At 67.1% G+C, this 26,493-nt stretch carries 26 protein-coding genes and 1 tRNA gene; 17 read left to right on the forward strand and 10 right to left on the reverse strand.

Annotated elements, in window-relative coordinates:
• Positions 1-19 precede the first annotated feature (19 nt).
• Together plsY and FHT32_RS24715 are read right to left on the reverse strand one after the other, a co-directional pair.
• Entirely contained in the window at positions 20-658 is a 639-nt protein-coding gene (plsY, locus tag FHT32_RS24710; RefSeq protein WP_176667233.1) for a glycerol-3-phosphate 1-O-acyltransferase PlsY, read from the reverse strand.
• 97 nt (positions 659-755) lie between these two features.
• Positions 756-1,250, reverse strand: a complete 495-nt coding sequence (locus tag FHT32_RS24715) for an aminoacyl-tRNA deacylase (RefSeq protein WP_176667234.1) — start codon at positions 1,248-1,250, stop codon at positions 756-758.
• On the opposite strand from FHT32_RS24715, the gene FHT32_RS24720 reads away from it, so the two are divergent.
• On the forward strand, positions 1,230-1,958 hold the full coding sequence (locus FHT32_RS24720) for a hypothetical protein (RefSeq protein WP_176667235.1): 729 nt from the start codon (positions 1,230-1,232) through the stop codon (positions 1,956-1,958). The genes FHT32_RS24715 and FHT32_RS24720 overlap by 21 nt on opposite strands.
• Before the next feature lie 4 nt (positions 1,959-1,962).
• Here the strand turns inward: FHT32_RS24720 and FHT32_RS24725 are convergent, their stop codons facing one another.
• Positions 1,963-3,024 carry an aldo/keto reductase gene (locus FHT32_RS24725; protein WP_176667236.1) on the reverse strand — a complete coding sequence of 354 codons (1,062 nt, stop codon included), beginning with the start codon at positions 3,022-3,024 and terminating at the stop codon, positions 1,963-1,965.
• 126 nt (positions 3,025-3,150) lie between these two features.
• On the opposite strand from FHT32_RS24725, the gene FHT32_RS24730 reads away from it, so the two are divergent.
• The 9 genes from FHT32_RS24730 to FHT32_RS24770 all read left to right on the forward strand — a co-directional run bounded on the left by FHT32_RS24730 (position 3,151) and on the right by FHT32_RS24770 (position 14,348).
• Positions 3,151-4,077, forward strand: coding sequence for an alpha/beta fold hydrolase (locus FHT32_RS24730; RefSeq protein ID WP_176667237.1), 927 nt, complete (start codon positions 3,151-3,153; stop codon positions 4,075-4,077).
• A gap of 314 nt (positions 4,078-4,391) precedes the next feature.
• Positions 4,392-6,782, forward strand: coding sequence for a type VI secretion system Vgr family protein (locus FHT32_RS24735; protein ID WP_176667238.1), 2,391 nt, complete (start codon positions 4,392-4,394; stop codon positions 6,780-6,782).
• A 12-nt stretch (positions 6,783-6,794) separates the two neighbouring features.
• On the forward strand, positions 6,795-7,259 hold the full coding sequence (locus FHT32_RS24740; protein ID WP_176667239.1) for a hypothetical protein: 465 nt from the start codon (positions 6,795-6,797) through the stop codon (positions 7,257-7,259).
• Positions 7,256-9,859, forward strand: coding sequence for a DUF2169 domain-containing protein (locus FHT32_RS24745; RefSeq protein ID WP_176667240.1), 2,604 nt, complete (start codon positions 7,256-7,258; stop codon positions 9,857-9,859). Before FHT32_RS24740 ends, FHT32_RS24745 begins: the two co-directional genes overlap by 4 nt.
• Positions 9,856-10,905, forward strand: coding sequence for a pentapeptide repeat-containing protein (locus FHT32_RS24750; protein ID WP_176667241.1), 1,050 nt, complete (start codon positions 9,856-9,858; stop codon positions 10,903-10,905). Before FHT32_RS24745 ends, FHT32_RS24750 begins: the two co-directional genes overlap by 4 nt.
• Before the next feature lie 64 nt (positions 10,906-10,969).
• Positions 10,970-11,608, forward strand: a complete 639-nt coding sequence (locus FHT32_RS24755) for a DUF3540 domain-containing protein (protein ID WP_176667242.1) — start codon at positions 10,970-10,972, stop codon at positions 11,606-11,608.
• A gap of 23 nt (positions 11,609-11,631) precedes the next feature.
• Complete coding sequence (locus FHT32_RS24760; RefSeq protein ID WP_019658249.1) at positions 11,632-12,024, forward strand: DUF4150 domain-containing protein; 393 nt, start codon at positions 11,632-11,634, stop codon at positions 12,022-12,024.
• A gap of 138 nt (positions 12,025-12,162) precedes the next feature.
• Positions 12,163-12,996 carry a MetQ/NlpA family ABC transporter substrate-binding protein gene (locus FHT32_RS24765; RefSeq protein ID WP_176667243.1) on the forward strand — a complete coding sequence of 278 codons (834 nt, stop codon included), beginning with the start codon at positions 12,163-12,165 and terminating at the stop codon, positions 12,994-12,996.
• Positions 12,993-14,348 (forward strand): LLM class flavin-dependent oxidoreductase, encoded by a 1,356-nt coding sequence (locus FHT32_RS24770; RefSeq protein ID WP_176667244.1) that lies wholly within the window; start codon positions 12,993-12,995, stop codon positions 14,346-14,348. The genes FHT32_RS24765 and FHT32_RS24770 overlap by 4 nt, the downstream gene beginning before the upstream one ends.
• A 280-nt stretch (positions 14,349-14,628) precedes the next feature.
• On the opposite strand, the gene FHT32_RS24775 is transcribed toward FHT32_RS24770, so the two are convergent.
• From FHT32_RS24775 to FHT32_RS24790, 4 genes are read right to left on the reverse strand one after another with little or no spacing between them, the layout of a single operon-like run.
• Positions 14,629-14,979, reverse strand: a complete 351-nt coding sequence (locus tag FHT32_RS24775) for a hypothetical protein (RefSeq protein ID WP_176667245.1) — start codon at positions 14,977-14,979, stop codon at positions 14,629-14,631.
• Positions 14,980-15,003: 24 nt separating this feature from the next.
• The gene (locus FHT32_RS24780) at positions 15,004-15,831 is read right to left on the reverse strand and encodes a MetQ/NlpA family ABC transporter substrate-binding protein (RefSeq protein WP_176667246.1); all 828 of its coding nucleotides are present in this window, start codon (positions 15,829-15,831) and stop codon (positions 15,004-15,006) included.
• A 34-nt stretch (positions 15,832-15,865) separates the two neighbouring features.
• Positions 15,866-16,528: a methionine ABC transporter permease gene (locus tag FHT32_RS24785; protein ID WP_093200265.1), complete on the reverse strand. Its 663-nt coding sequence runs from the start codon at positions 16,526-16,528 to the stop codon at positions 15,866-15,868.
• The gene (locus FHT32_RS24790) at positions 16,521-17,393 is read right to left on the reverse strand and encodes a methionine ABC transporter ATP-binding protein (RefSeq protein WP_176667247.1); all 873 of its coding nucleotides are present in this window, start codon (positions 17,391-17,393) and stop codon (positions 16,521-16,523) included. The genes FHT32_RS24785 and FHT32_RS24790 overlap by 8 nt, the downstream gene beginning before the upstream one ends.
• Before the next feature lie 241 nt (positions 17,394-17,634).
• Between FHT32_RS24790 and FHT32_RS24795 the strand changes: the two genes are divergently transcribed.
• From FHT32_RS24795 to FHT32_RS24825, 7 genes are all read left to right on the forward strand, one after another.
• Positions 17,635-18,447, forward strand: coding sequence for a MetQ/NlpA family ABC transporter substrate-binding protein (locus FHT32_RS24795; protein ID WP_176667248.1), 813 nt, complete (start codon positions 17,635-17,637; stop codon positions 18,445-18,447).
• 125 nt (positions 18,448-18,572) lie between these two features.
• Positions 18,573-19,355: an SIMPL domain-containing protein gene (locus FHT32_RS24800; RefSeq protein WP_176667249.1), complete on the forward strand. Its 783-nt coding sequence runs from the start codon at positions 18,573-18,575 to the stop codon at positions 19,353-19,355.
• A gap of 91 nt (positions 19,356-19,446) precedes the next feature.
• Positions 19,447-20,551 (forward strand): peptide chain release factor 2 gene (prfB, locus tag FHT32_RS24805; RefSeq protein ID WP_176667250.1). Its coding sequence is split into 2 segments (ribosomal slippage): positions 19,447-19,527 and positions 19,529-20,551, totalling 1,104 coding nucleotides; the frame shifts between segments, so codons are not numbered across the junction.
• Positions 20,552-20,556: 5 nt separating this feature from the next.
• Entirely contained in the window at positions 20,557-21,252 is a 696-nt protein-coding gene (locus FHT32_RS24810; protein WP_176667251.1) for an HAD family phosphatase, read from the forward strand.
• Positions 21,239-23,941, forward strand: a complete 2,703-nt coding sequence (pepN, locus tag FHT32_RS24815) for an aminopeptidase N (RefSeq protein ID WP_176667252.1) — start codon at positions 21,239-21,241, stop codon at positions 23,939-23,941. Before FHT32_RS24810 ends, pepN begins: the two co-directional genes overlap by 14 nt.
• 132 nt (positions 23,942-24,073) lie before the next feature.
• The gene (locus FHT32_RS24820; RefSeq protein ID WP_176667253.1) at positions 24,074-25,084 is read left to right on the forward strand and encodes a class 1 fructose-bisphosphatase; all 1,011 of its coding nucleotides are present in this window, start codon (positions 24,074-24,076) and stop codon (positions 25,082-25,084) included.
• A 25-nt stretch (positions 25,085-25,109) separates the two neighbouring features.
• A tRNA-Thr gene (locus FHT32_RS24825) sits at positions 25,110-25,185 on the forward strand.
• A gap of 75 nt (positions 25,186-25,260) precedes the next feature.
• Here the strand turns inward: FHT32_RS24825 and FHT32_RS24830 are convergent.
• From FHT32_RS24830 to FHT32_RS24840, 3 genes are all read right to left on the reverse strand, one after another.
• Entirely contained in the window at positions 25,261-25,557 is a 297-nt protein-coding gene (locus tag FHT32_RS24830; RefSeq protein WP_371132250.1) for a hypothetical protein, read from the reverse strand.
• Positions 25,558-25,803: 246 nt separating this feature from the next.
• Positions 25,804-26,169 (reverse strand): helix-turn-helix domain-containing protein, encoded by a 366-nt coding sequence (locus tag FHT32_RS24835; RefSeq protein WP_176667254.1) that lies wholly within the window; start codon positions 26,167-26,169, stop codon positions 25,804-25,806.
• A complete protein-coding gene (locus tag FHT32_RS24840) occupies positions 26,144-26,464 on the reverse strand; it encodes a type II toxin-antitoxin system RelE/ParE family toxin (RefSeq protein ID WP_176667255.1) in 321 nt (106 codons plus the stop codon). Before FHT32_RS24840 ends, FHT32_RS24835 begins: the two co-directional genes overlap by 26 nt.
• Positions 26,465-26,493: the final 29 nt, after the last annotated feature.

Here is a 26,493-nt window from a genome sequence, read left to right on the forward strand (position 1 = left end):
AGCGTGTTCTTTCTTGGGTTCAGGTTGGTTTCTTCTTGGAGCCGAGCTTCGACTCCGTGCCGGCAGCCAGCCGGCGGATGTTCTCGCGGTGCCGCCAGATCAGCAGCAGGCTCATGACGATGATCGCAACCAGCGCCGTGCGGTCCAGCGGCCAGGCGATGCCGCCGCCGATCAGGTAGTAGGCCGGCGCGAAGAAGGCGGCCACCAGCGACGACAGCGACGAGTAGCGAAAGAAGATCGCGATGATCAGCCAGGTAGCACCGGTGGCCAGCCCCAGCCACGGCGCGATGCCCACCAGCACGCCGGCGGCCGTCGCCACGCCCTTGCCGCCCTGGAAGCCGAAGAACACCGGGTACAGGTGCCCGAGGAACGCGGCCACGCCGGCCACCGCGGCAACGCCCTCCCCCAGCCCCCACTGAGTGCCGAACTGGTGGATCAGGAACACCGGCACCCAGCCCTTGAGCGCATCGAGCAGCAGCGTAGCGAGCGCCGCGCCCTTGTTGCCCGAGCGCAGCACGTTGGTGGCGCCGGGGTTCTTGCTGCCGTAGCTGCGCGGATCGGCCATGCCGAGCGCCTTGCTCACGATGACCGCGAAGGAAAGCGAGCCGATCAGGTAAGACGCCACGATGGCAATGATGGAAGGCAAGGTGAAGCTCAAGACGGCACTCCGCGTGGGACGGTTGTTGTTCTGTTGCGCGATCACCGCCCGAAAGAGCGATCGGGATCGCAAGTCGGTGATGTCGCCATGGCGGCGGCTATTCTGCCAGCGCGCATTGCACGGGCTTCGCGCCCAGCAGCGCCACGCACACCTGCGGGTCGATGCCGATCAGGTAGCCGCGCCGCCCGCCGTTGAGCACGATGCGCGGCAGCTCGAGCACGGTCGATTCCATGTACACCGGCATCTCGCGCCGCGTGCCGAAGGGCGAGGTGCCGCCCACCATGTAGCCGCTGTGCCGCTGCGCCACCTCGGGCTTGCAGGGCTCGACCGACTTGGCGCCGATCTGGCGCGCGAGATTCTTCGTCGATACCGTGCGGTTGCCGTGCATCAGCACGATCAGCGGCTTGGCGTCCTGGTCCTGCATCACCAGCGTCTTGATGACGGTGAACGGGTCCAGCCCCAGCATCTCGGCGCCGCGCTGTGCGCCGCCGTGCTCGACGTATTCGTAGGGGTGCTCGGTGAAGGCGATCTTGTGCGCGCGCAGCAGTTGCGTGGCGGGTGTCTCGGAGGTGTGGGTGCTTTTCTTGGCCATCTCGGTGGCAATTTCGGATTCAGGATCACTTCAGAAAACCTGGTGCTCTGCAGCAAGAATCTGCCGCACCACTTGAATTCCGGTCGAGCCATGCAGCATACGCCAGCCCCGGTGGGCGCGATTCCGTTCCCCCCGTTGCGCCGCCCGGCTCTCGCGGCGATCGTGCTGGCGGTCGCGGCAATGCACGCGGCGGTGCTCTGGCTGCTGGTGATCGCGACGAAGCCGCATGGGCGCATTGCCGGTGCTGCGAAACGCATCGTCGTTGAAATGGTGCGAGCGGAGCCTCCCGCGAAAGCGACAGCGAAAACGGAAGCGGCATCGCCGCCCTCCGCACCGTCGCCGCGCCCTGCCGTCAGGCGCCCGCCGCAATCCGTTCGCGCCAGATCGATCGCCGCGCCCGAAGCACCCGCCGCCACCGCTGCACCATCGCAAGCCGCAAGCGATGCACCCGCGCCGCCGCTGATCCTCCACTCGGAAAGCACCCGCCGCGCCCTGCGCGACATCGGCCGCGAACACTCTTTCGCCGAGCGAGCCGGTCAGGAAATCAACGGCAATTCGCGCTCAGCCTTCGATTCCAGGCTGAGCGCCGGCATCTCGGGTGCCGCGCGCGGCGACTGCGCCAAGGGCGAGTTCAAGGGCGGCGGCATGGGCCTGCTGAGCCTGCCCGCGCTCGCCCTGGCCGCCGCGAACGGCGAATGCGGGCGCTGACGAATCAGGCCGCCGGATCGCGGATGTCCCAGCGGATCTTGTCGATCTCGGCCAGGATTTCGGGCGACAGCGTGGTGCCGTACACGTCCAGGTCTTCTTCCAGCTGCGCCAGCGAGGTCACGCCGATGATCGTGCTCGCCACCTGCCACTTGGTGTAGCAGAAGGCCAGCGCCAGCTGCGTGGGCGTCAGGCCGTTGTCGCGGGCGAGCTGGTTGTAGCGCTTCGCGGCGCGCAGCGAATCGGGGCGGCCCCAGCGCTGCTTGCGCACCGATTCGTAGCTGGAGATACGCGCGCCCTTCGGCGCATCGGGCCCTTCGATGCCGCTCTGGTCGTACTTGCCGGTCAGCAGGCCGAAGGCCAGCGGCGAGTAAGCCAGCAGCGACACGCCCAGCCGGTGCATGGTTTCGTCCAGGCCGTTCTCGTGGCCGCGGCTGATGAGGCTGTAGACGTTCTGCACCGTCGCCACGCGCGGCAGGCCGTGCTGCTCGGCAAGCCGCACGAACTCGTGCACGCCGTAGGGGGTTTCGTTCGACAGGCCAATGGCGCGCACCTTGCCCGCCTTCACCAGCTTGCCCAGCGCCTCCAGCTGCTCGTGGATGGAGGTCTTCGAGGTTTCCTTGGCCGGGTCGTAGTAGATGTTGCCGAAGGCGGGCACGTGGCGCTCGGGCCAGTGGATCTGGTAGAGGTCGATGACGTCGGTGCGCAGCCGCTTCAGGCTGGCGTTGCACGAGGCCTCGATGTCTGCGGCCGTCATGCCGCTGCCTTCGCGCACCCAGGGCATGCCGCGCGAGGGGCCGGCCACCTTGGTCGCGACCACCAGCTTCTGGCGCGCGCCGGGGTTGGCGGCGAACCAGTTGCCGATGATGGTCTCGGTGACGGAATAGGTTTCCTTGCGCGCGGGCACCGAGTACATCTCGGCGGTGTCGATGAAATCGACGCCCCGCTCCAGCGAGCGACTCAGGATGGCGTGGGAAGTGGGCTCGTCGACCTGTTCGCCGAAAGTCATCGTGCCGAGGCAGATCGGGGTGACGTGCAGGTCGCTTTGACCGAGTTGGATCTTTTTCATGCGCGGGATGCTACCGCCCCGGTCCGCGGCCCGCCGGCCGACGCGCCAAAACCCGAGCGCCGCGCGGGCGGGAGCTGTCCTGTGCCGGACTGCGTCAGTACAAAGGCCTCCTTATCATCGGCGCCCATGTACCAAGCCCTCCGCCCCTCCCGCAGCGAATTCGTGCCCGTGCGCAACCTCAGCTACCACGTGCGCCTGTGGGGTCAACCTTCCGATGAGCGCCCGCCGCTGGTGCTGGCGCATGGCTGGATGGACGTGGCTGCGTCGTGGCAGTTCGTGGTCGATGCGATGGAGGAAGAGCGCTTCATCATCGCCCCCGACTGGCGCGGCTTCGGGCTCACCGACGGCGGCGGCGTCGACAACTACTGGATGGCCGACTACCTGGCGGACCTCGAATGGCTGCTCGACCACTACGCGGGCGAAGGCGAGAACGAGCGGCAGGTCGACCTGGTCGGCCACAGCATGGGCGGCAACGTCGCCATGCACTACGCCGGCGTGCGGCCGCAGCGCATCCGCCGGCTCGTCAACCTCGAAGGCTTCGGCATGCCCGCGCGCCAGCCCGACGAGGCGCCCGCGCGCTACGGCCAGTGGATCGACGAGCTCAAGCGCCTGCACCGCGGCGAGATGGCGCTGGCCGGCTACTCGGCCGTGGACGGCGTGGCCCGCCGCCTCATGAAGACCAACCCGCGCCTCACGCCCGACAAGGCCGCCTGGCTCGCCAGCCACTGGTCGGCAAGCCAAGCTCAGCCCGACGGCAGCGAGCGCTGGCAGATCCTGGGCGAGGCGGCGCACAAGATCGTCAACGCGCACATCTTCCGCGTCGACGAGACGCTGGCGCTCTATGCGCGCATCACCGCGCCGCTGCTGATGGTGGAAGCCTCGGACGACAGCCTGCACGGCTGGTGGAAGAACCGCTACACGCTCGACGAATTCCACGAGCGGCTGAAGTCGGTGGGCAACGTGCGCATCGAGAGGCTGGAGGATGCGGGCCACATGCTTCATCACGACCAGCCGCGGATCGTCGCGCGGATGATCGAAGAGTTCATCGCCTGAAGAAGCCGGCCGCGGCCCGGTACTCCTCCGCTCCCTTCCTTCCGCACGCGCGGCACGACATCGCGACCGGTGCGACCGGTGCGGCCGGTGCGGCCGGTGCGGCCGGCGCGGCTCCTTGGCCTGCTACTTGCAAAGAAAGCCTCACGCCGCTTCGTTGGCACAACGATGAGGCAGACCGTGGTGCGCGTGCGCGCCCAGGCGAGCAAACGTTTCACACCTAAGTTCGCAAACACGGCCTGCGGGTGCACGCGCGGTGGTCGATGCTGGTGCAGCCAGCACGTCCTGGGTGATCTTGAGCGAAAGGGAGTCCTCGAATGACCAGAGTCGTACGCGCCCACACGCCGCTGGGCGAAGAGCAGCTCATGTTCCGTTCCATGCGCGGCGTGGAAGGGCTGTCGCAACTGTTCGAGTTCGAGGTCGACCTGCTGAGCCCGAGCATGTCGATCGACATGAAGGCCGTGCTCGGCAAGCCTCTCGCGCTCGAGATACGGACGGCCGGGGAGCCCCGCTTCCTCAACGGCCAGATCGTCCGCTTCACGATGATCGGCAAGGAAGGCGACACCTCGCGCCACATCGTCTACCGCGCGAGCGTGCGGCCCTGGCTCTGGTATCTCACGCGCAGCAGCGACTGCAAGATCTTCCAGAACAAGTCGGTGGTCGAGATCCTCGAGGAGGTGTTCGCCGACTACGGCTTCGCCTTCGAGAAAAGGCTCGGCGGCAGCTACCGGCAGTGGGAGTACTGCGTGCAGTACCAGGAAACCGACTTCGCCTTCGTCAGCCGGCTGATGGAGCACGAAGGCATCTACTACTTCTTCGAGCACGGCAAGAGCCAGCACACGCTGGTGCTGGCCGACGACATCGGCGCGCACGAGCCGCTGCCGGCCTATCCGAAGATCAGCTACCTCGCCACCGACCGCGACCTGGCCCCCTTCCAGGAAGTGATCGACCAATGGCAGGTCACGGAGGAGATCCGCCCCGGCAGCTACGTGGTGGACGACTTCGACTTCAAGAAGCCGCGCGCCGACCTCATGAACGTGCGAAACCAGCCGCGCGGCGGCGACCACGGCCAGTACGAGATGTACGAATGGCTCGGCGGCTTCAGCGAGTCCGAGCAGGGCGAGCACTACGCGCGCATCCGCCTCGAGGAGGCGCAGGCCCAGGCCGAACGCGACACCGGCCATACCAACGTGCGCGGCATGGCGCCCGGCTACCGCTTCACCATGCAGAACTGCCCGCGCGAAGACGACAACCGCGAGTACCTCGTAGTGTCGGTCTCCTACGCGCTGCGCGAGGGAGGCTATGCGAGCGGCAGCGAGCCGGGCTCCTACAGCTTCGACTTCGCGGTGCAGCCCGCCAGCTGCGCCTTCCGCGCGCCGCGCGTAACGCCCATGCCGCGCGCCAACGGCCCACAGACGGCCACGGTGGTGGGCAAGGCGGGGCAGGAGTTCTGGGTCGACCAGTACGGCCGCGTGAAGGTGCAGTTCCGCTGGGACCGCTACGGCAAGAGCGACGAGAACAGCTCGTGCTGGGTGCGCGTATCCAGCGCATGGGCCGGCTCGAACTACGGCGCCGTGAACCATCCGCGCAGGGGCCAGGAGGTGGTGGTCGACTTCATCGGGGGACACCCCGACCGGCCGATCATCATCGGCCGCGTCTACAACGCCGACCAGATGCCGCCGCTGGAGCTGCCGGCCAAGGTCACGGTCAGCGGCTTCGTCAGCCGCAGCAGGGACGGCTCGGCCGCCAACGCCAACGAGTTCATCCTGGACGACGCGCCAGGCTGCGAGCTGGTGCGCATCCACGCCGAGAAAGACTTCGAGATCGACGTGGAGAACGACCTGCGGATCCACGTCGAGAACGACGAGACCGAGACCATCGACGGCCACCGCAACACCCACGTGCTGAAGACCGACACGCTCACCGTCGACCGCACCCGCGACACCATCGTCAAGCAGAAGGACACCGCCGAGTACCGCAACGGCTCGAAGCTCACCGTCTCGGGCGCGCTCACCGAGCATTTCTTCGACAACCGCATCGAGACCACCACCAAGCTCGGTTCGAAGGAGACGGTGCTCAGCGGCCAGTCGGAGGTCGTCGTCAACGCGGGCTTGCGCCACGAGACCTTCGACAAGGGGCTGCTGGTCGACGTGAAGGAAGGCATGGACGAGGAGGTCCACACCGGCAACTCGATACTGAAGACGCTCGCCGGCAACCGGCAGGAAACCTACCAGACCGGCTGGCAGCGCACCGTGGTGGGCGGCGGCGGCAAGGACAACATCAAGGGCGGCCTGGAGGAAACCATCGAGACGGGCGACCACAACTCGACGGTTTCGGCGGGCAACTATTACGGCAAGGCGAAGAAAGTGACCATCGAGGCCACGGCGGGCGACGTCGACATCAAGGCCAGCGGCGACTTCACCTTCGAGGGCAACCACGTCAAGCGCGTGAACCGCGTGCTGCTGTGGGACTGGTCGCCGACCGCGGTGACGGCCACCGGCCTGTCGAGCGCGACCTACGGCGTGAACAACAGCAACGCCGGCCTCACGCTCACGAGCAACATCAAGAAGATGGACGCCACCGCGCAGATCATGAACATGTACGCGCACCAGGCCAACTTCGGTTCGGTGAGCTTCTCGAACGTGGTGGCCGAGGAGCACGCCGGCGGCTTCTGGGGCGCGCTCAAGGGTTTCGTGCTCTTCGGTTGAGCGCAAGGCCGGATGCCGGATGTCTCCTTCTCGATCTGGTGGGTGCTGGCACCGCTGCTTGCGTGGCTGGCGTTCACCCTGTGCGTCACGCTCGTGCGCGAACGCCGCAAGCACGCGGCAGGACTCGCGCGCACGCGCAGGGCCGCCGACATCCTCGCGAACGGGACGCCCGCCATGGCGCTGGTGATCTCCTTGTCCGACACCGGCCAGCGCCGCTCGGGCGAAAGCGCCACCTGGGCGATCGCGAAGCTGCACCTTCGCGTGCAGGCCACGGCGGGCAGCGAAGCCTTCGAGGTCGATCAGACCGCCGCCATCGCCCTGCCCGAACTGCCAGGCCACGCGGCCGGAAAGACCCTAGCTGTGCGCTTCGACCCGGCGAGCCATGAAGTCGTGCTGGAGCGCAGCGGCGACTTCCCGGCCCACCACGGCGATGACCTCACCCGCCTTCGCCCGTCCACGGAGGCCCCCGGCCGATGAAGACCGTCAAGCCCTTGCGCCTGGGCATCCTCACCCGGCCGTATCGCTGGCAGGGCGCCGACCAGCTCGGCGTGGCCGTCACGGCGCTCGCCAGCCTGGAAGCGGAACCGAAGCTCATGGCCGACCAGGAGCTGTGGCAGACCGTCGGCGAGGAAGTCGGCGGCATGGGCGTGTTCGACATGGGCGTACCCAAGTCCATGCCCGAAGTGCTCGCGAGCGGCCACGCCTACACCCGCCACCAGCAGGACAAGACCGAATGCGCCGTGCGCCTGCGCGTGGCCGGGCTGGAAAAGTCCCTGCACGTATCCGGCGACCGCTACTGGCTCGACGGCCGCCTGAGCGCACCGCAGCCCTTCGACGCGATGCCGCTGGACTGGGCGCATGCCTACGGCGGCCCGAACGTGCCGGAAAACCCGGGCGGCATCGGCGCGTTCGACGAGACGGTCAACGGCGTGCACACCCGCCGTGCGCCCAACGTGGAAGCCGTTCACGGGCGCGTGCGCTCGCGCGGGCAGGAGGTGGCGCCCGCCAGCTTCGGCCCGGTGCCCATCGACAGCCCCCGGCGCATGGCCCTGATGGGCAGCAGCTTCGGGCAGCACTGGCTGGACAGTCACTTCCCCGGCTTCGCTGCGGACATGGACTGGCGCTTCTTCAACGCCGCGCCCGAAGACCAGCGCTGGCCCGCCCTGCAGGAGCTGCCGCCCGGCGCCCCTTACGAGATCCTCAACATGCACCCCGAGAAGCCGGTGCTCGCCGGCACCCTGCCCGACTGGCGCGCACGCTGCTTCGCGAGCTTCGACAAGGACGGCAACGGGCTGCGCGAAATCGGCCTGCGGCTGACCACCGCCTGGTTCTTTCCGCATCGCGAGCGCGTGGCGCTCGTCTGGCACGGCGTGCTGCCGGTGCGCGAGGACGACGCGGCGGACGTGCGGCACATCATGCCGGCGCTGGAGCTGCCCCGGCAGCCGCGCACGCCCGAGCACTACCAGTCCGTGCTGCTCCAGCGGCTGGACACCGCCCGCGGCGGCCTGCTCGCCTTTCGCGACAGCGATCTCGCGCCGAAGGAGGTCCTGGGCAACTGGAGCGTCCTCGACGCACCCGACCCGATGCAGCGGCCGCTGGTGCGCAACCTCCGCGCCGGACAGCTGCGCGACCACGAGAAACGGCGCGCCGAGCTCATCGCACTGGGCGTGGACCCCGACAAATACCTGCCAGCGCCCCAGCCCCCGGCCGCGCCGCTGGCCTTCGACGACGTGCCCGAGCATTTCGAGCGCATGCAGGGAGAAATGATGGAAGCCCGAAGCAGACTCGAGGCGAAAAGCGCGCAGATGCGCCGCAGGCAGGAAGACGAGATCGACCCCGCCCTGCTCAACAAGAGCCGCGAGCAGCCGCAGCGCTTCGACCCGGATGCGCTCATCCGGCAGCTCGAACAGCTCGCCGCCCCGCCCGCCCCCTCGTCGGCCACCACGAGCCCCGCCCCCGTGCTCTTGCCCGCCGGAACCAGGGAGCGGATGACGGTGCAGATCAGGCAGGGCTACCTCCACGGCGCCCACCTCTTCGACCCCGCGCCGCCCATGCCTTCGTTCCGCTCGGCGAAGCTGCGCCGGCAGTTGGAGGCGGCGGCTCCCGGCGCGCGCGATTTCCGCGGCATGCGGCTCGTCGGCGCCGACCTCTCAGGCATGGACCTGAGCGGCGCAGACTTTTCCGGTGCCGCCCTCGAAGACGCCAACCTCGAGGGAACCCTGCTCGCAAACGCCAACTTCAATGGCGCGGTGCTGGCGCGCGCCAGGCTGTCTCGCGCCTCGCTGGCCGATGCGACCCTGCGCGGCGCCAACCTCGGCGGCGCGCAATGCGAGTTCGCGGACTTCTCGGGCGCCGATCTGAGCGAAGCCAACTGCGAGAAGACGCGCTTCGTGTCGTGCAACATGGCCAACACCACGTTCGACCAGACGCGCCTGGGCGAGAGCGTGATCAGCCGGTGCGACTTCCGCGGCTCCGATTGGCACCAGGTGTTCCTGACGAAGCTGCACATGAACGGCATCGCCTTCGACGGCGCCTCGTTCCGGCAGGTGGTGTGGCTCGAATGCACGCTGGCGGACGTGCGCTTCGTCAACGCGTCGCTGGTGCGCTGCGGCTTCGTCACCACCGACTGCAGCCAGTCGGCCGACTTCTCCGACGCGCGGCTCGACGCCTGCAGCTTCGCGCACGGCAGCACGCTCGCCACAGCCGTGCTGCGCCGCTGCGTGCTCAAGCATTGCGGGCTGCGCACCACGCCCCTGACGCGCGCGGACCTGGCGCATGCGCGGCTGGACAACTGCGACTTCTCCGAATGCGCGCTGCAGGAAGCCAACCTGGAGCGGCTCATCGCCGGCGAAAGCCTCTTCGTGCGCGCCGACCTCACCGGCGCCATCCTGCGCGGCGCCAACCTCATCGATGCCAACTTCTCCAAGGCCGTCTTCACGCAGGCCGACCTGAGCGGTGCCAACCTGTTCCGCACCGACGTGTCGCAAAGCCTGATCGACGGCACCACGCATCTGCTCGGCGCCTACACGCGGCACGCCCGAACCTTGCCCGCGCGACGCGCCCCCGCCGCCGAATGACCCGCGATGAACTGGTCGACAAGGTCCGCCACGGCATCCAGGTCGGCAGCGCCGACTGCAGGGGGTGGGACTTGAGCGGCCTCGACCTCTCGGGCGCGATGATTGACGACGTCGACTTCAGCGGCGCGAACTTCTCGCACGCCAACCTCGAGGGCAGCTCGCTGTCGCATTGCACGCTCTCGGGCTGCGACTTCTCCTTCGCCCGCCTGAAGGAAGTGCAGTTCTTCCGCAGCCGCATGGATGCCGCGCGCTTCGAGGCCGCCGAGCTCGAAGGAGCCTCTTTCGCCGAATGCCATGCGGCGCGGGCCAGCTTCGCGCAGGCCGGGCTCGACCTCGCGAGGTTCTTTCGCTGCGAACTGACCGAAAGCCGGCTGGGGTCGTCCCGCTTCGAACGGGCGAGCTTCATGGAGTCGCAGCTCGGGCAGGCCGATTTCAGCGGCGCGGTGCTGGCCTACGTGACCTTCCATCGGCTCGACCTGAGGACTGCCGTCTTCCGGGGCGCGTCGGCCATGAACGCGATGTTCCTGGAGTGCGACCTGAGCGGCCAGCGCTTTGCCGGCCTTTCGCTGCCCATGTGCCAGTTCACCGACAGCCGCCTGGACGACGCCGACTTCGGCGGCGCCACGCTCACCCAGGCCAACTTCAAGGGCGCAACGCTGAAGCGGGCGAACTTCTCGAACGCCGATGCATGCCAGGCCTTGTTCCCCGAGGCCGACCTAGGCGACGCCGACTGCAGCGGCGGACGCTTCGACCAGTCGATCTGGGCGGAGGCCCTGCTGGAGCACACCGACTTCTCGGGAGCCCGCCTGCCGCTATGCGTGTTCCACCGCGCACGCTGCACCGGCGCGAGCTTCCGCGACGCCGCGATGCAGGACGCCGACCTTTCGTATGCCGATCTCAGCGGCGCCGACCTCGGCGGCGCGCACTTCCTGCGCACCCGCCTGCATCGCGCGCAGCAGCAAGGCGCCCGGTTTTCCAGCCGCGCCGGAATCATCGAGAACGAGCCCGAACTCTTCCAGGCGCAGGCCTGGTCCGGGCCGCACTAAGCCCCGCCTCCGACAGCCAGCTTTTCCGAGAAACACACCAACCCACATCGAGAAGGAATCAGCCATGAATGTCGTTCCACTGCGCCCCGGCCTCGCGACGACCGCCGTGCCGGTCCATTTCGTCGGCCGGCTGACGGCCTCGCTGCCCGATTCGAACTTCGAGGTGGAAGACGACCACGGCGAAACCTGGCGCTGCCGCCGGGCGGCCAGCTGCCTGCTGCGGCCCGAAGCGGGCGACACCGTGCTGCTCTCGGGCCCCGACAGCGCGCGGGTGTACCTGATCGCCGTGCTCGAACAGGCCGACAGTTCGGTCAGCCGGCTCGATGCGGCCGGCGCGCTGTCGATCGAAAGCCCGGCCAGCCTGCGGCTGAGCAGCGGCGCGGAGCTGCAGATGCGGGCCGCTCGATGGAACCTGCAGGCCGACAGCGGCCAGTGCCGCGTCGACGACATGCGCTTCACCGGCCAGGCGCTCGACGCCACGGTGGGCCGGCTGCGGCTGGTCGGCCAGGTCTTCGAATCGGTGGCGGACCGCGTGGTGCAGATGGCGCGCAGAGTGCTGCGCGTGGTGGACGAGACCGAGCAGGTCCGCGTCGGCCATCTCGACTGCGAGGCCGGCGGCACGGCGCGCATGCACGCCAAGCACACCGTGGTCACGGCCAGCGACCTCGTCAAGGTCGATGGCGCACAGATCCACATGGGCTGACCCCCACCCAAAGGAGCACCGCCATGTTCGCCAACTGCCAGCTGATGGGAATGGACCTCGCCTTTCCCGACGTCTGCAAGACGCCGCCCGCCGCGATGGCGCCCATTCCATATCCCAACATGGCGTTCGGCCCCACGGCCGTGCCGAATGCCTGGAACATCCTCTTCATGTGCATGCCCGCGCACAACATGGCAACCACCACGCCGATCACGCTGGGCGACACCACCGGCGCGGGCGGCGGCATCGTCTCGCAGACCTTCATGAGCCAGTCGCGGCACGTGACCGGCGCGTTCACCGTGCTGGTCAAGGGCACGCCGGCCACGCGCATGACCAGCCTGAGCACGCAGAACCGGGGCAACATGGTGGGCATGCGGATCGTGCCCAGCCAGTGCAAGGTGATGATCCTCTCGCCCTGAAACCGGGGGGCCGCCGGAGCCGGGCCGGCATCCCATATCCGGCCAGCGGATAAGGAAGCGCGCAAATCTTCGTTCGCCGCACAGGCATCGCGCCCTAGAGTGCCCAACTCCTTTTCGCCGTCCCCTGGAGTTGTCGTCATGTCTTCCCCTTCGCGCGCGCCGTCGTGGCTGCGCCGCTTTGCACCGCTGCTCGGCGGCTTCGCCCTGAGCCTGGCGGTGCAGCTTTCCGCCCACGCCGCCGACCTGCGCGTGGGCTTCATGCCCGGCCCCTACCGCGATGCCTTCACCAACGGCATCGAGCCCCAGCTGAAGAAGCTGGGCTACACCGTCAAGTACGTCGAATTCAGCCAGGGCGTGCAGCCCAACGACGCGGTGGAGCGCGGCCAGATCGACGCCAACATCTTCCAGCACACGCTGTACCTCAACGCCACCAACAAGCAGCAGGGCTTCGACCTGGTGCCGGTGGTGCATGTGCCGACGCCGCCGATGGGCCTTTACTCGCAGCGCCACAAGTCGCTCGACACCGTGCCCGACGGCGCCACGGTCACGCTGCCTTCGGACCCGGTGAACGCGGCGCGCGCGCTCAACATCCTCGCGGGCATCGGCTGGGTGACGCTCAAGCCGGGCGTGAGCCCGCTCTCGGTGTCGGAACGCGACATCGTGGCCAATCCCAAGCGCCTGAAGCTGGTGCCGCTGGAGGCGGCGCAGGCGCCGCGCTCGCTGGCCGACGCCGACATCGCCGCCGTGCAGGGCAACTTCGCCATCGCCTCGGGCCTGAAGCTCACCGAGGCGCTGAAGCTGGAGAACATGACGCTGCCCTACGTGAACGTGGTGGCCGTCAAGCGCAGCAACGAGAACGCGAAGTTCGCGCAGGACATCGCGGCCGCCTACCAGTCGGCCGAATTCCAGCGCTTCTTCAGGGCCAACCCGGCATGGGCCGGCTACCGGCTGCCCGACTACTTCTCCCAATGAGCCTTTCGAACAACAAGACCGCGCCGCGGCAGCTGCACCTCAACGTCAACATCCTGCATTCGGGCTTCGTGCCCTCGGCGTGGCGCCTGCCGGAGAGCGATCCGTGGGCCTTCGCCGACGTCCAGCACTACATCCGCACCGCGCAGATCGCCGAGGCGGGCAAGCTCGACGCGGTGTTCCTCGCGGACAACGCGGCCATCGTCGACCAGATCCACTTCCGCCCGATCACCGCGCTGGAGCCCACGGTGCTGCTGGCCTGCGTGGCCGCAGCCACCACGCACATCGGACTGATCGCCACCGCCTCGACCAGCTACAACGAGCCCTACAACATCGCCCGCCGCTTCGCGACGCTAGACCATGTGAGCGGCGGCCGCGCGGGCTGGAACGTGGTGACCACGGCCGACCTGCCCTCGGCGCGCAACTTCGGCCTCGACGCCGTGCCCGACCACGCGAAGCGCTACGCGCGCGCCTCGGAGTTCACCGACATCGTGAAAGCGCTGTGGGACAGCTGGGAGGACGACGCCTTCGTCGGCGACAAGGCCGGCGGCAGCTTCATCGACACGGCGAAGGTGCAAGCCATTGCGCATCGCGGCGAACACTTCGCGGTGCAGGGCCCGCTGAACCTGCCGCGCTCGCCGCAGGGGCACCCGGTGCTGGTGCAGGCCGGAGCTTCGGCCGACGGGCGCGAGCTGGCGTCGCGCCATGCGGAGGCGGTGTTCTCCGCCTCGCAGTCCTTCGAGGAATCGCTGGCATACGCCCGAGCGCTCAAGACCCGCGCCGCCGAACTGGGCCGCGGCCCCGACGCGGTGAAGGTGCTCGCGGGCCTGACCACCATCGTCGGCGCCACCGAGGCCGAAGCCATCCGCCGGCGCGACGAGCTGGTGGACCTGATTCCCTGGGACTACAGCCTCACGCGCATCGCCGGCACCTTGGGCATCACGCCCGACCGCCTGAAGCTCGACGAGCGCCTGCCCGACAACCTGCCGCTGCCCGCCAATGGCAACGGCAACCACACCTTCTTCAACGCAGTGGTCGCAGCCGGCCGCACGCACGGCTACACGGTACGCCAGCTGATCCGTGAACTCGCGGGCGGCGGCGGGCACCGCGTGATCGTGGGCACGCCGGAGCAGATCGCGGACGACATCGAGCGCTGGTTCAGGGCCGGCGCCGCCGACGGCTTCAACCTGATGCCCGACGCGCTGCCGCATGGGCTGCAGGATTTTGTCGACGGGGTGGTGCCGATCCTGCAGAAGCGCGGGATCTTTCGCACGGAGTACGAGGGGCGCACGCTGCGCGATCACCTTGGCTTGGCACGGCCAGGCGGGCGAGCAGCACAGCGGCTGGCGGCATAGGGAGCATTGCGGTTCAGGGGTGCGATCACGCCGACGGGGTACCTTGCTCCGCGAATGTCCCCCGGCCTTCGGCCTCCTCCTTTATTTCGCTGCGCAAGGCACCCCATCGTCGTGATCGATGGACGCAGCGCTCATGCGGCCGTAACAAGCAGAGCGCCCATGTGCACAGGGCGTCGGGTGCTCCCCGCAGCGAAATAAAGGAGGAGGGCCGCAGGCCCGGGGGACATTCGCGGAGGGGAGTACCCGGCGGCCTGTGCATGCGCCCCGGAAACCACCCGCCTCACTCTTCGTCGGCGTCGTTCCCAGTCAGAGCCAGGACTTCTTCGACGAAGCCTTCGAACAGCGGCAGCGAGGCCGGCAATCCTTCGAGCGATTCGGCTTCACCCGCATCGAAGAAATGCGTCTTGCCCGCTGGAATGGAAGCCCACTCGCCGGCCTCGAGCAGCAGCCCGATGTAGCCGTCGGCGGTCGGCAGATAGAAGAGCCCCGCGCTGTCGAGCACGCGCTGCCCTTTCTTCCTGCCGCGCCCCCAGCTCACGCCCTGCCCGGCCAGGTGTTCGGTGATCCAGCCGTCGCACACGTGCGTGTCGCGCCAGCTTCCCTGAGCATCGAATACGGCCAGAACGGGCATGGGGAGCCTTTCTTGAAAGGAGGATTACTGCAGGAAGCTGGGCTTGGCGTAGCCCTGGAACTTGCTGTCGACCACCGCCTTGAACTCCTTCGAGCGGTAGGCATCGGCGATGTCCTTGGCCCACTGGGTGTTCTTGTCGGCGGTCTTCACGGCGACCACATTCAGGTAGTAGTCGGGCGTCTTTTCGAGCACCACGGCCTCGGTGAGTTTCAGGCCCGAGGAGATCGCGAAGTTGCCGTTGACGATGGCGTACTCGGTGTCGCCGAGCGAGCGCGGCAGCTGGGCGGCTTCGAGCGGAATGAACTTCAGCTTCTTCGGGTTCTCGGCCACGTCCTTCTCGGTGGCGCGCAGCGGGTCGATGCCGGTCTTCAGCGTGAGCAGCTTGTTCTGCTCCAGCAGCACCAGCGCGCGGGCCAGGTTGCTGGGGTCGTTCGGCAGCGTCACGCGGTCGCCTTCCTTCACGTCGGCCAGCGTCTTGCGCTTGGTCGAGTACACGCCCATGGGCGCGATCGGGCCCTGCACCAGTTCGGCGAGGTCGAGCTTCTGGTCGGCCGCGAACTTCTTCAGGTAGACCTGATGCTGGAAGAAATTGGCGTCGAGCGAACCCTGGGCCAGCGCGAGGTTGGGCTGCACGTAGTCGTTGAACTCGACCAGCTTCACCTTGTAGCCCTTCTTCTCGAGGATGGGCACGATGCCGGCCTTGAGCTGGTCGGTGTTGGAGCCGGCGGTGCCACCGATCACCAGGTTCTTCTTGGCGGGGTCTTGCGCATGGGCCTGCAGCGAGAGGCCGCCCAGGGAAAGGGCTGCCAGCGACAGGGCGAGAACGGAACGGCGCAGGAAAACGGTCTTCATGAGATTGGAAAAGCTGGAAGGAAAAAGAGAGGAATCAACGCTTGTCGAGCCTGCGTGCCGTGGCGTTGCCGGCGAATTGCAGGATCTGTACCAGCACCACGAGCAGCGCCACGGTGAGCACCATCACATCGGTCTGGAAACGGTAGTAGCCGTAGCGGATGGCCAGGTCGCCGATGCCGCCGCCGCCCACCACGCCGGCCACGGCCGAGTACGAGAGGAAGCTCACGGCCAGCACGGTCAGCGCCAGCACCAGGCCAGAGCGGGCCTCCACCAGCAGCACGCGCCAGACGATCTGCAGCTCGGTGGCGCCCATGGCGTGGGCCGCCTCGATCACGCCGCGCGGCACTTCGCGCAGGCACTGGTCGACCAGCCGCGCCAGGTAGGGAATGGCCGCGAACGACAGCGGCACCGCGGCCGCCAGCGGCCCGATGGAAGTGCCCGCGATCACTCGCGTGAACGGCACCAGCGCCACCAGCAGGATGATGAAGGGGAACGAGCGCACCGTGTTCACCAGCCAGTTGAGCACCAGGAACGCCGGCTTGTTCTCCAGCGACTGGCCTGGGCCCAGCAGGAACAGCAGGATGCCCAGCGGACCGCCGATCAGCACGGCAGCCGACAGGCCGATGGCCAGCATCATGAAGGTCTGGCCGGTGGCGACCCACAGCTCGGGAAGGATGGGGGCGATGTTCTCAAACATAGGCCAGCTCCTGTGCGCCAACCTGGGCAGACGGCTGCGCGGAACGCGATTCGCGCGCCTCGCGCTCGCGGCGGCGCACCAGCTCGTCGATCTCGCGGCCCAGCGCGGTCTTGCGTTCGGCCTCGCCGGCCGCGTCGACCGCGAACTGCTCCACCAGCCGGCCCTTTTCGAGGATGGCCACGTTGCGGCACAGCACCTCGACCACCGACAGCTCGTGCGTGACGATCACGATGGTCACGCCGATCTTCTGGTTGATGTCGCGCAGCGTCTCCAGCAGCGAGCGTGTGGTTTCGGAGTCGAGCGCCGAGGTGGGCTCGTCGCACAGCAGCACCTGCGGGCGCGGCGCCAGCGCGCGGGCGATGGCCACGCGCTGCTTCTGGCCGCCGGAAAGCTGGGCCGGGTAGGTGTCGATCTTCTCGGCCAGGCCGACCAGGGCCAGGCACTCGCGCACGCGCGCGTCGATCTCGGCCTTGGAGTGGCGGCCGTGGATCTTCAGCGGGAAGGCCACGTTGTCGAACACCGTGGCGTTCTGCAGCAGGTTGAACTGCTGGAAGATCATGCCGATGTTCTGGCGCGTGTCGCGCAGTTCGCTGCGCGAGAGCGTGGTGAGGTCGCGCCCGCCGACGAAGACGCGGCCCGCGTCGGGCCGCTCCAGCAGGTTGATGAGGCGCAGCAGCGTGGACTTGCCGGCGCCGCTCTTGCCGATCAGGCCGAACACGTCGCCCTGCTGGATGTCGAGCGACAGCGACTGCACGGCGTCGAACACCTCGCCGTTGGGCAAGGCGAAGGATTTCTGCACCGATTGGAGACGGATGACTGGCGCCGCGTGATCGCCGCGGCCCTGGTCAGGCGTAGGGTGGGTCATGGAGAAGAAGCGCGGCCCGCGCGGGTGGCGCAGGTCGCGTAGGTTCGCAAAAAGGTGCCGAGTATGAAAAGAAACGCAGCGAAAGGGAACGAACAAAAAGGATGCTGTTTATACGAATATGCACATAAGAGAAGTCTGTGGCGAGCGCGACATGCCATATCGATATGCAGATTGGTTCGTTCCCTTCCGCCCCGGGCAATGCCACATTCGCGCCTTCGTTTTTTTCGATTCGCGCAAGCACATGCATACCAATTTCCGCCGCCGTACCCTCGCCCTCGCCACCCTGGCTGCCGCCCTCCTCGCCGGCAACACCGCCTTCGCGCAGGACAAGAACACGCTCAAGGTCGGCGTCTCCGTCGGCAACGGCGAGCAGATCTTCGAGGTGGTCAAGAAGGTCGCCGCCAAGGACGGCCTGAACATCCAGGTCGTGGTGTTCAACGACTACCAGCTGCCCAACGCCGCCCTGGCCTCTGGCGACCTCGACGCCAACGCCTTCCAGCACCAGCCCTTCCTGGACAACCAGAACAAGGCGCGCGGCTTCGACATCGTGCCCGTGGGCCTGACCATCACCGCCCCGCTGGGCTTCTATTCGCGCAAGATCAAGTCCATCGACCAGTTGCCCGACGGCGCCTCGGTCGGCATCCAGAACGACCCGTCCAACGGCAACCGCGCCCTGCTGCTGCTGCAGTCGGCCGGCCTCATCACGCTGAAGCCCGAGGCGGTGAAGAACAACAACGCCACCCCGCTGGACGTGGTCACCAACCCCAAGAAGCTGAAGCTGGTCGCGCTCGACGCCGCCCAGCTGCCGCGCTCGCTGGACGACCTGACCATCGCCTCCATCAACAACGACTACGCCGAGAAGGCCGGCCTGTCGCTGAACAAGGACGCGGTGATCAAGGAATCGCCCAAGAGCCCCTACGCCAACCTGATCGCCGTGCGCCGCGCCGACAAGGACAAGCCCTGGGCCAAGCGCCTCGTCGCGGCCTACCAGTCGCCGGAGGTGAAGAGCTTCATCGAGACCCAGTTCAAGGGCTCGCTGGTTCCGGCGTTCTGACACGCACCCCGGTTGTCCCCCTTGCCCCCTGTGCGCCCGCGCCGCGCCCCGGGGGCTTTTCTTTTTACGCTTGACATGTGTCTGAAGGTATCTTTCGGGCTTCATCAACCCGGAGGGTCCTTTCCATGTTCTCTCGACGCACCTTTTCCGCCGGCCTGGGCGCCCTCGCGCTGGCCGCCGCGACCACCGCTCCGGCGCAGCCCGCGCTCAGAGAAGCCGGCAACCTGGCGCCCGGCCAGATCAGCGTGAGCGGCTCGGCCGCCGTGCGCGTGGCGCCGGACGAGGTCTACCTCACGGTCGGCGTCGAGAGCCGGGACAAGAACCTGCAGGTCGCCACGACCGACAACCGGGAGCGCATCGCCAAGGCGCTGGCGGTCATCAAGCGCTACGGCATCCCCGAGAAGAGCGTGCAGGTCAACTACATCGACGTCCAGCCCACGTACGACTACCAGAGCAGCTATACCGTCCCGAAGGCCTACGTGGCCCACAAGAGCATCGGCATCAAGGTGACGAAGCTCGACACCTTCGAGCCGCTGCTGACCGACCTGTACGCGGTGGGCGTCAACCAGGTCGAGAACATCGAATTCCGCAACACCGACATGCGCAAGCACCGCGACAAGGCCCGCGAGCTGGCGGTGATCGCGGCGCGCGAGAAGGCCGACGCTCTGACCTCCCAGCTGGGCGTGAAGCGCGGCCGCGCGATGCGCATCAGCGAGAGCTCCGGCTGGAACTGGGGCGGCTGGGCCGGCCGCTACCGAAACGAGGGCCAGCTGATGCAGCAGAACGTGATGCAGGTCGCCCCGCGCTCCGGCGGCCAGGGCGAAGGCGGAGAAAGCGCAGAAGGCGACCTGTCGGTCGGCCAGATCAGCATCACGGCCACGATCAGCGTCGACTTCCAGCTTGAATAACGCTGCTTCCGGGGTCATCTGTCACCCGTGAGAAAATGGCGGGTTCCCCCGGGACACCCTCCCCTACATAGCAAGACAGTCAGGACACCCCATGGACGCAGAACAAATCAACCAAATCGGCGCAATGCTCGCGGACCTGAGCGCCCGCACGGTCGATTTACGGAGGTATCTTTGACTACGATGCAAAAGCCGAACGTCTGAGGACGGTCAACGCATCGCTCGAAGATCCCAACGTCTGGAACGACCCGAAGAAGGCCCAGGAGCTGGGCAAGGAAAAGAAGGCGCTCGACGACGTGGTCGTCACGCTCGACCGGCTCACCAGCGGCCTGTCGGACAACACCGAGCTCTACGAGATGTCGAAGGAAGACGGCGACATCGCCGGCCTGCAGGCCATCGCCGATGACGCCGCCACGCTCGAAGCCGACATCAAGCAGCTCGAATTCCGCCGGATGTTCAACAACCCGGCCGACCCGCTGAACGCCTTCATCGACATCCAGGCCGGCGCCGGCGGCACCGAGGCCTGCGACTGGGCCAGCATGCTGCTGCGCCAGTACACGAAGTACGCCGAGCGCAAGGGCTTCAAGGCCCAGCTCGAGGACGAAACCCCCGGCGACACCGCCGGCATCAAGAGCGCCACCATCAAGGTGGAAGGCGACTACGCCTTCGGCCTGCTGCGCACCGAAACCGGCGTGCACCGCCTGGTGCGCAAGTCGCCCTTCGACTCCTCGGGCGGTCGCCACACCAGCTTCGCCAGCATCTTCGTGTACCCGGAGATCGACGACTCCATCGAGATCGAGATCAACCCGGCCGACGTACGCACCGACACCTTCCGCGCCAGCGGCGCCGGCGGCCAGCACATCAACAAGACCGACTCGGCCGTGCGCCTGACGCACATCCCGACCGGCATCGTGGTGCAGTGCCAGGACGGCCGCAGCCAGCACAGCAACCGCGACGTGGCCTGGAAGCGCCTGCGCTCGCGCCTGTACGACCACGAGATGCGCAAGCGCCAGGAAGAACAGCAGAAGCTGGAAGACAGCAAGACCGACGTGGGCTGGGGCCACCAGATCCGCAGCTACGTGCTGGACAACAGCCGCATCAAGGACCTGCGCACCAACGTCGAGGTCTCGGCCACGCAGAAGGTGCTCGACGGCGACCTCGACGTGTTCATCGAGGCCTCCCTCAAGCAGGGCGTGTGATACCGATGAGCCTGCAAGGCCTGAAGGGTGGCAAGGTCGAAGCCTTCATCTTCGACATGGACGGCACCATGATCGACTCCATGCCCTGGCATGCGCGGTCGTGGGTCGAATTCGTGGCGCGCCACGGCCTGAAGCTCGACGTGAGCGACATCCTGGCGCGCACCACGGGCCGCACCGGCGCCGAGTGCATGCGCGAGCTGTTCCAGCGCGAGCTCTCCGACGATGAGTGCCTGACGCTGGTGCACGAGAAGGAAGAGATCTACCGCGCCATGTTCAGCGACAACTTCACCGAGGTGGCTGGCTTCACGGCCTTCGCCAAGGCAGCTGTTGCGCGTGGCCTGAAGGTGGCCGTCGGCACGGCCGGCGACCGGCACAACATCGAGTTCGCCATGTCGCGCCTGAAGATGGACCCGCTGCCGCTGGCCATCGTGGGCGGCGACGAAGGCTTCTCCGGCAAGCCCACGCCCGCCATCTTCCTGGAAGCCGCGCGCCGCATCGGCATTGCGCCCGAGCGCTGCATCGTCTTCGAGGACGCCCCCTTCGGCATCGAGGCCGCCCGCCGCGGCGGCATGCGCGCCGTGGCCGTCTGCAGCACCCATACCGCCGCCGAGCTGGCCGGCCCCCATGTGATCGCCGCGGTTCGCGACTACGACGAACTCGCCCATTCGAAATTTCTGGAGACCCTCGATGCTGCTACCTGATGTTCGCGGTGCCCAAGGCCAACCGATCGCCATCCGCCGCGAAGACTACGCCGCTCCGGCCTACTGGATCGACACCGTCGACCTGACCTTCGACCTCGACCCCGCCAAGACCCGCGTGCTCAACCGCATGCAGATGCGCCGCAACCCCGAGGTGCCGGTGCAGCCGCTGCGCCTGGACGGCGACGAGCTCAACCTGGCGCGCGTGCTGGTCAATGGCCAGGGCGCATCGTTCCGCATGGAGGGCGAGCAGCTCGTCATCGACGGCCTGCCCGACAGCTTCGAGCTCGAGATCTTCACCACCTGCTGCCCCATCAAGAACACCAAGCTGATGGGCCTGTTCGTGAGCGAGGACACCTTCTTCACGCAGTGCGAGGCCGAGGGCTTCCGCCGCATCACCTATTTCCTCGACCGTCCGGACGTGATGGCGATGTACACCGTCACGCTGCGTGCCTCGAAGGCGGCCTACCCGGTGCTGCTGTCGAACGGCAACCTGGTCGAGCAGGGCGAGCTGCCCGAGGGCCGCCACTTCGCCAAGTGGGTCGACCCGTTCAAGAAGCCCAGCTACCTGTTCGCCCTGGTGGCGGGCAAGCTGGTGGCGCGCGAGCAGCGCATCAAGGCGCGCAGCGGCAAGGAACACCTGCTGCAGGTGTACGTGCGCGCCGGCGACCTCGACAAGACCGAGCACGCGATGAACTCGCTCATCAACTCGGTGCTGTGGGACGAGGCCCGCTTCGGCCTGCCGCTGGACCTCGACCGCTTCATGATCGTCGCCACCAGCGACTTCAACATGGGTGCCATGGAGAACAAGGGCCTGAACATCTTCAACACGAAGTACGTTCTGGCCAACCAGGCCACCGCCACCGACGCCGACTACAGCAACATTGAAAGCGTGGTCGGCCACGAGTACTTCCACAACTGGAGCGGCGACCGCGTGACCTGCCGCGACTGGTTCCAGCTCTCGCTGAAGGAGGGCCTCACCGTCTTCCGCGACCAGGAGTTCAGCCAGGACCTGTGCGCCGACGCGTCGGCGCGCGCCGTCAAGCGCATCGAGGACGTCCGCGTGCTGCGCACCGCCCAGTTCCCCGAGGACGCCGGCCCCATGGCCCACCCGGTGCGGCCCGACAGCTACATCGAGATCAGCAACTTCTACACCGTCACCATCTACGAGAAGGGTGCCGAGGTGGTGCGCATGATGCAGACGCTGGTCGGCCGCAAGGGCTTCGAGAAGGGCATCACGCTCTATTTCGAGCGCCACGACGGCCAGGCCGTGACCTGCGACGACTTCGCGCAGGCGATCGCCGACGCCAACCCTGAATCTGAGCTGGCCCGCCTGCTGCCCCAGTTCAAGCGCTGGTACAGCCAGGCCGGCACGCCGCGCCTCGCCGCCCACGGCGTGTACGACGCGCAGAACCGCAGCTACACCCTGAGCGTGGTGCAGAGCTGCCCGCCCACGCCGGGCCAGCCGACCAAGGAGCCCTTCGTCATTCCGGTGAACATCGGCCTGCTCGACGCCAGCGGGCGCGAGCTGCCGCTACAGCTCGAAGGCGAGAGCGAAGCGACGCACGGCACCCGCACCGTGGTGCTGTCCCGCGCTGGCGAGCAGATCACCTTCACGGGCCTCGATGCCGAGCCGGTGCCCTCCATCCTGCGCGGTTTCAGCGCACCGGTGATCCTCGACTTCGAGTACACCGACGCCCAGCTGCTCACCCTGCTGGCCAACGACCCCGATCCGTTCAACCGCTGGGAAGCCGGCCAGCGCCTGGGCCTGCGCGCCGCGCTGCAAGGCATTGCCGCGCTCGCCACCGACACCACGCCGGTGCTGAACGACGCCTACATCGACGCCATGCGCAGCGTGCTGCGCAACCCGCAGCTCGACGCCGCCTTCAAGGAACTGGTGCTCACGCTGCCTTCGGAAACCTACATCGCCGAGCAGCTCGACGTGGTCGACCCGCAGCGCGTGCACCTCGTGCGCGAAGCCATGCGCGCCCAGCTGGCCACGGCCCTTTTTGCCGACTGGGAGTGGGCCTACGAGCAAAACCACGACACCGGCGCCTACAGCCCCGATCCGACCTCTTCCGGCCGCCGCGCGCTGGCCGGCATGGCGCTCAACTTCCTGTGCCTGGCGGCGCGCTCCTCGGGCGACGTCGTGTGGCCGGGCAAGACGCTGCAGCGCTTCAAGGACGCGGGCAACATGACCGACCGCTTCAACGCGCTCAACGCGCTGGTGTCGTCGGGCCACACGCTGGCGGCACAGGCGCTCGCGCGCTTCCACGCCATCTTCAAGGACGAGGCGCTGGTCATCGACAAGTGGTTCTCGCTGCAGGCCGGCGCCCCCGACCGCGGCGGCGACATCCTGCCGCTGGTGAAGCAGCTGATGAAGCACCCCGACTTCTCGCTGAAGAACCCGAACCGCGCACGCAGCGTGATCTTCAGCTATTGCAGCGCCAATCCCGGCGCCTTCCACCGCCCGGACGCGGCCGGCTACGTGTTCTGGAGCGAGCGCGTGATCGAGCTCGACGCCATCAACCCCCAGGTCGCCGCCCGCCTCGCGCGCGCGCTCGACCGCTGGAGCAAGCTGGCCGAGCCCTACCGCAGCGCCGCGCGCGAGGCGATTGCCCGTGTGGCGGCCAAGCCGGACCTGAGCAAGGACACGCACGAAGTGGTGACCCGCGCTCTTGCAGGAAATTGAGCACACCCCCAGGCTTCGCGCACTTCGTGTCGCTTCGCCAACCCCCTTGCAGGGGGCAACACCTGCGGCCCGGCAAAGCCGGTTCCGCGGTGTTTCGCGAACAGACCCTCAACATTGCATAGGACATATCCCATGGCCCAGAAGATTTCCCTCACCCGCTACCTCGTCGAACAGCAGCGCGCCGACGGCCTCATTCCCGGCCAGTTGCGCCTGCTGCTCGAAGTGGTCGCGCGCGCCTGCAAGAGCATCAGCCAGGCCGTCAACAAGGGCGCACTGGGCGGCGTGCTCGGCACGGCCGAGAGTGAGAACGTGCAGGGCGAGATCCAGAAGAAGCTGGACATCATCGCCAACGAAGTGCTCATCGAGGCCAACGAATGGGGCGGCCACCTCGCGGCCATGGCCAGCGAGGAAATGGAATCCATCCACGTGGTGCCCAACCGCTACCCGCAGGGCGAATACCTGCTCATGTTCGACCCGCTCGACGGCAGCAGCAACATCGACGTGAACGTCAGCATCGGCACCATCTTCAGCGTGCTGAAGAAGCCCGACGACCACCCCGGCGTGCAGGAAAGCGACTTCCTGCAGGCAGGCACCCAGCAGGTGGCCGCCGGCTACTGCATCTACGGCCCCCAGACCACCCTGGTGCTGACCGTGGGCAACGGCGTGGCCATGTTCACCCTCGACCGCGAGCAGGGCAGCTTCGTGCTGACGCAGGAAGACATCCAGATTCCGCCCGACACCAAGGAATTCGCGATCAACATGAGCAACATGCGCCACTGGGACGAGCCCGTGAAGCGCTACATCGACGAATGCCTGGCCGGCAAGGAAGGCCCGCGCGGCAAGGACTTCAACATGCGCTGGATCGCCAGCATGGTGGCCGACGTGCACCGCATCCTGATGCGCGGCGGCGTCTTCATGTACCCCTGGGACAAGCGCGAGCCCGAAAAGGCCGGCAAGCTGCGCCTGATGTACGAGGCCAACCCGATGAGCTGGCTGGTCGAGCAGGCCGGCGGCGCCGCCACCAACGGCAAGCAGCGAATCCTGGACCTGCAGCCCACCAAACTGCACGAGCGGGTGAGCGTGATGTTGGGTTCTAGAAACGAAGTTGAGCGTTTGACGCAGTACCACGCAGAGAAGGCCTGATTTCTTGGCTATAATCTGAGGCTTCGCCGGTGTAGCTCAGTCGGTAGAGCAGCTCATTCGTAATGAGAAGGTCGGGTGTTCGATTCATCTCTCCGGCACCAAATCAAAAGCCCCGCTATTTTTTCGATAGCGGGGCTTTTTGTTTGCAGCCCTCAAGCCGGGCCGCATATCGGAGATCAGGCCGAAGCCGCAGATGCGCTCATGGCCCCGGGCGGGTCGCCTGCATTGATCTGCTTCAGCAGCTCCTGAGAGAGCTGCGCCGCATCGTCAGCCAAGTCTGCGGCGATCCACATGACGCGGTCTCGGTGCGTCGCTCCGATCGCGTCGAACCAATCGCATCCGTCCCCGTAGCAACACTTCAGCAGAGATTGCAATTGGGACAACTTTTTCTCAAGAAGATCTGCCGCGTCGGATGAGGCGATTGCGCCGTGGGAGGTGGGCGCGTCTTGCCCGGCGATAATTTGATCAGCCACTTGATGTGCTCTCTTTCGAAGGTTATGCACGTTGATTGGTCAGACGGCCATGGTGTTAGCGCACCTTGGCCGTCGCCTTTTGTGCCTCACATCGACATCGCTGCGGTGTGCATCGATGTCCCGCCGTGAGGCGCGGCGGTCGTTCAAATGTATGGGAGAACCGTGCTGGCGGACGGCTCCATGCAGTGAACAAATTGGGGATCGCGCCGACTTTGCGCATGACTGCGATCGTCGCGGGGTTGGCGCTCAGGCCTTGATCTGCCTGGCCTTCGCACGGCCAAGTGCACGTCTCGGCGCCTTGTAGTCCGGATCGACCGCCCTGAGTGCCTCAGGCATCTTCTCTGCAATGGCGATCAGCGTCTTTGCGGCGCCTGTCGGTTCGCGGCGACCCTGCTCCCACTGCTGCAGAGTGCGCACCGACACGCCGAGCAATTTGGCAAAGCCGGCTTGCGACAGGCCAGTGTTCTCGCGTGCAGCAACGACAGGCGTATATACCTTGCGCGTCTTCCCGGCACCCATTTCGCGTGCCGACTGCACAAGCAATGCCTCCAAGTCCTGGCTCGCTTCGAAAGCGGCCAGCTCGGCATCACTCATTGGCTTTTTCTGCGGCATCGCGCAACTCCTTCAAGGTTTCGCCGGAGATCGAATCGAGATTCGCTTTGGCGTAGATCAACAACAGGACCACTTCACCGGGCTTCTTGCGGTTGAAGTACACAACCCGCACTCCGCCGCTTTTGCCCGATCCGGCTCGGCTCCATCGGACCTTGCGCACGCCCCCCGACCTCTGGACGGGATCTCCGGCATCAGGGTTCTCGGAGATGTAGGCTGCAAACTCATCTCGCTCTTCCTCTGTCCAGTAGTTCGGCCATAGCTTCTGGAAGGTTGGGGTTTCAACGACGGTGAGCATGCGCGCAAGAGTACGCCATTGGCGTATAT

This window comes from Variovorax sp. SG517, from assembly GCF_013376045.1.
Classification (GTDB): Bacteria; Pseudomonadota; Gammaproteobacteria; order Burkholderiales; family Burkholderiaceae_C; genus Variovorax.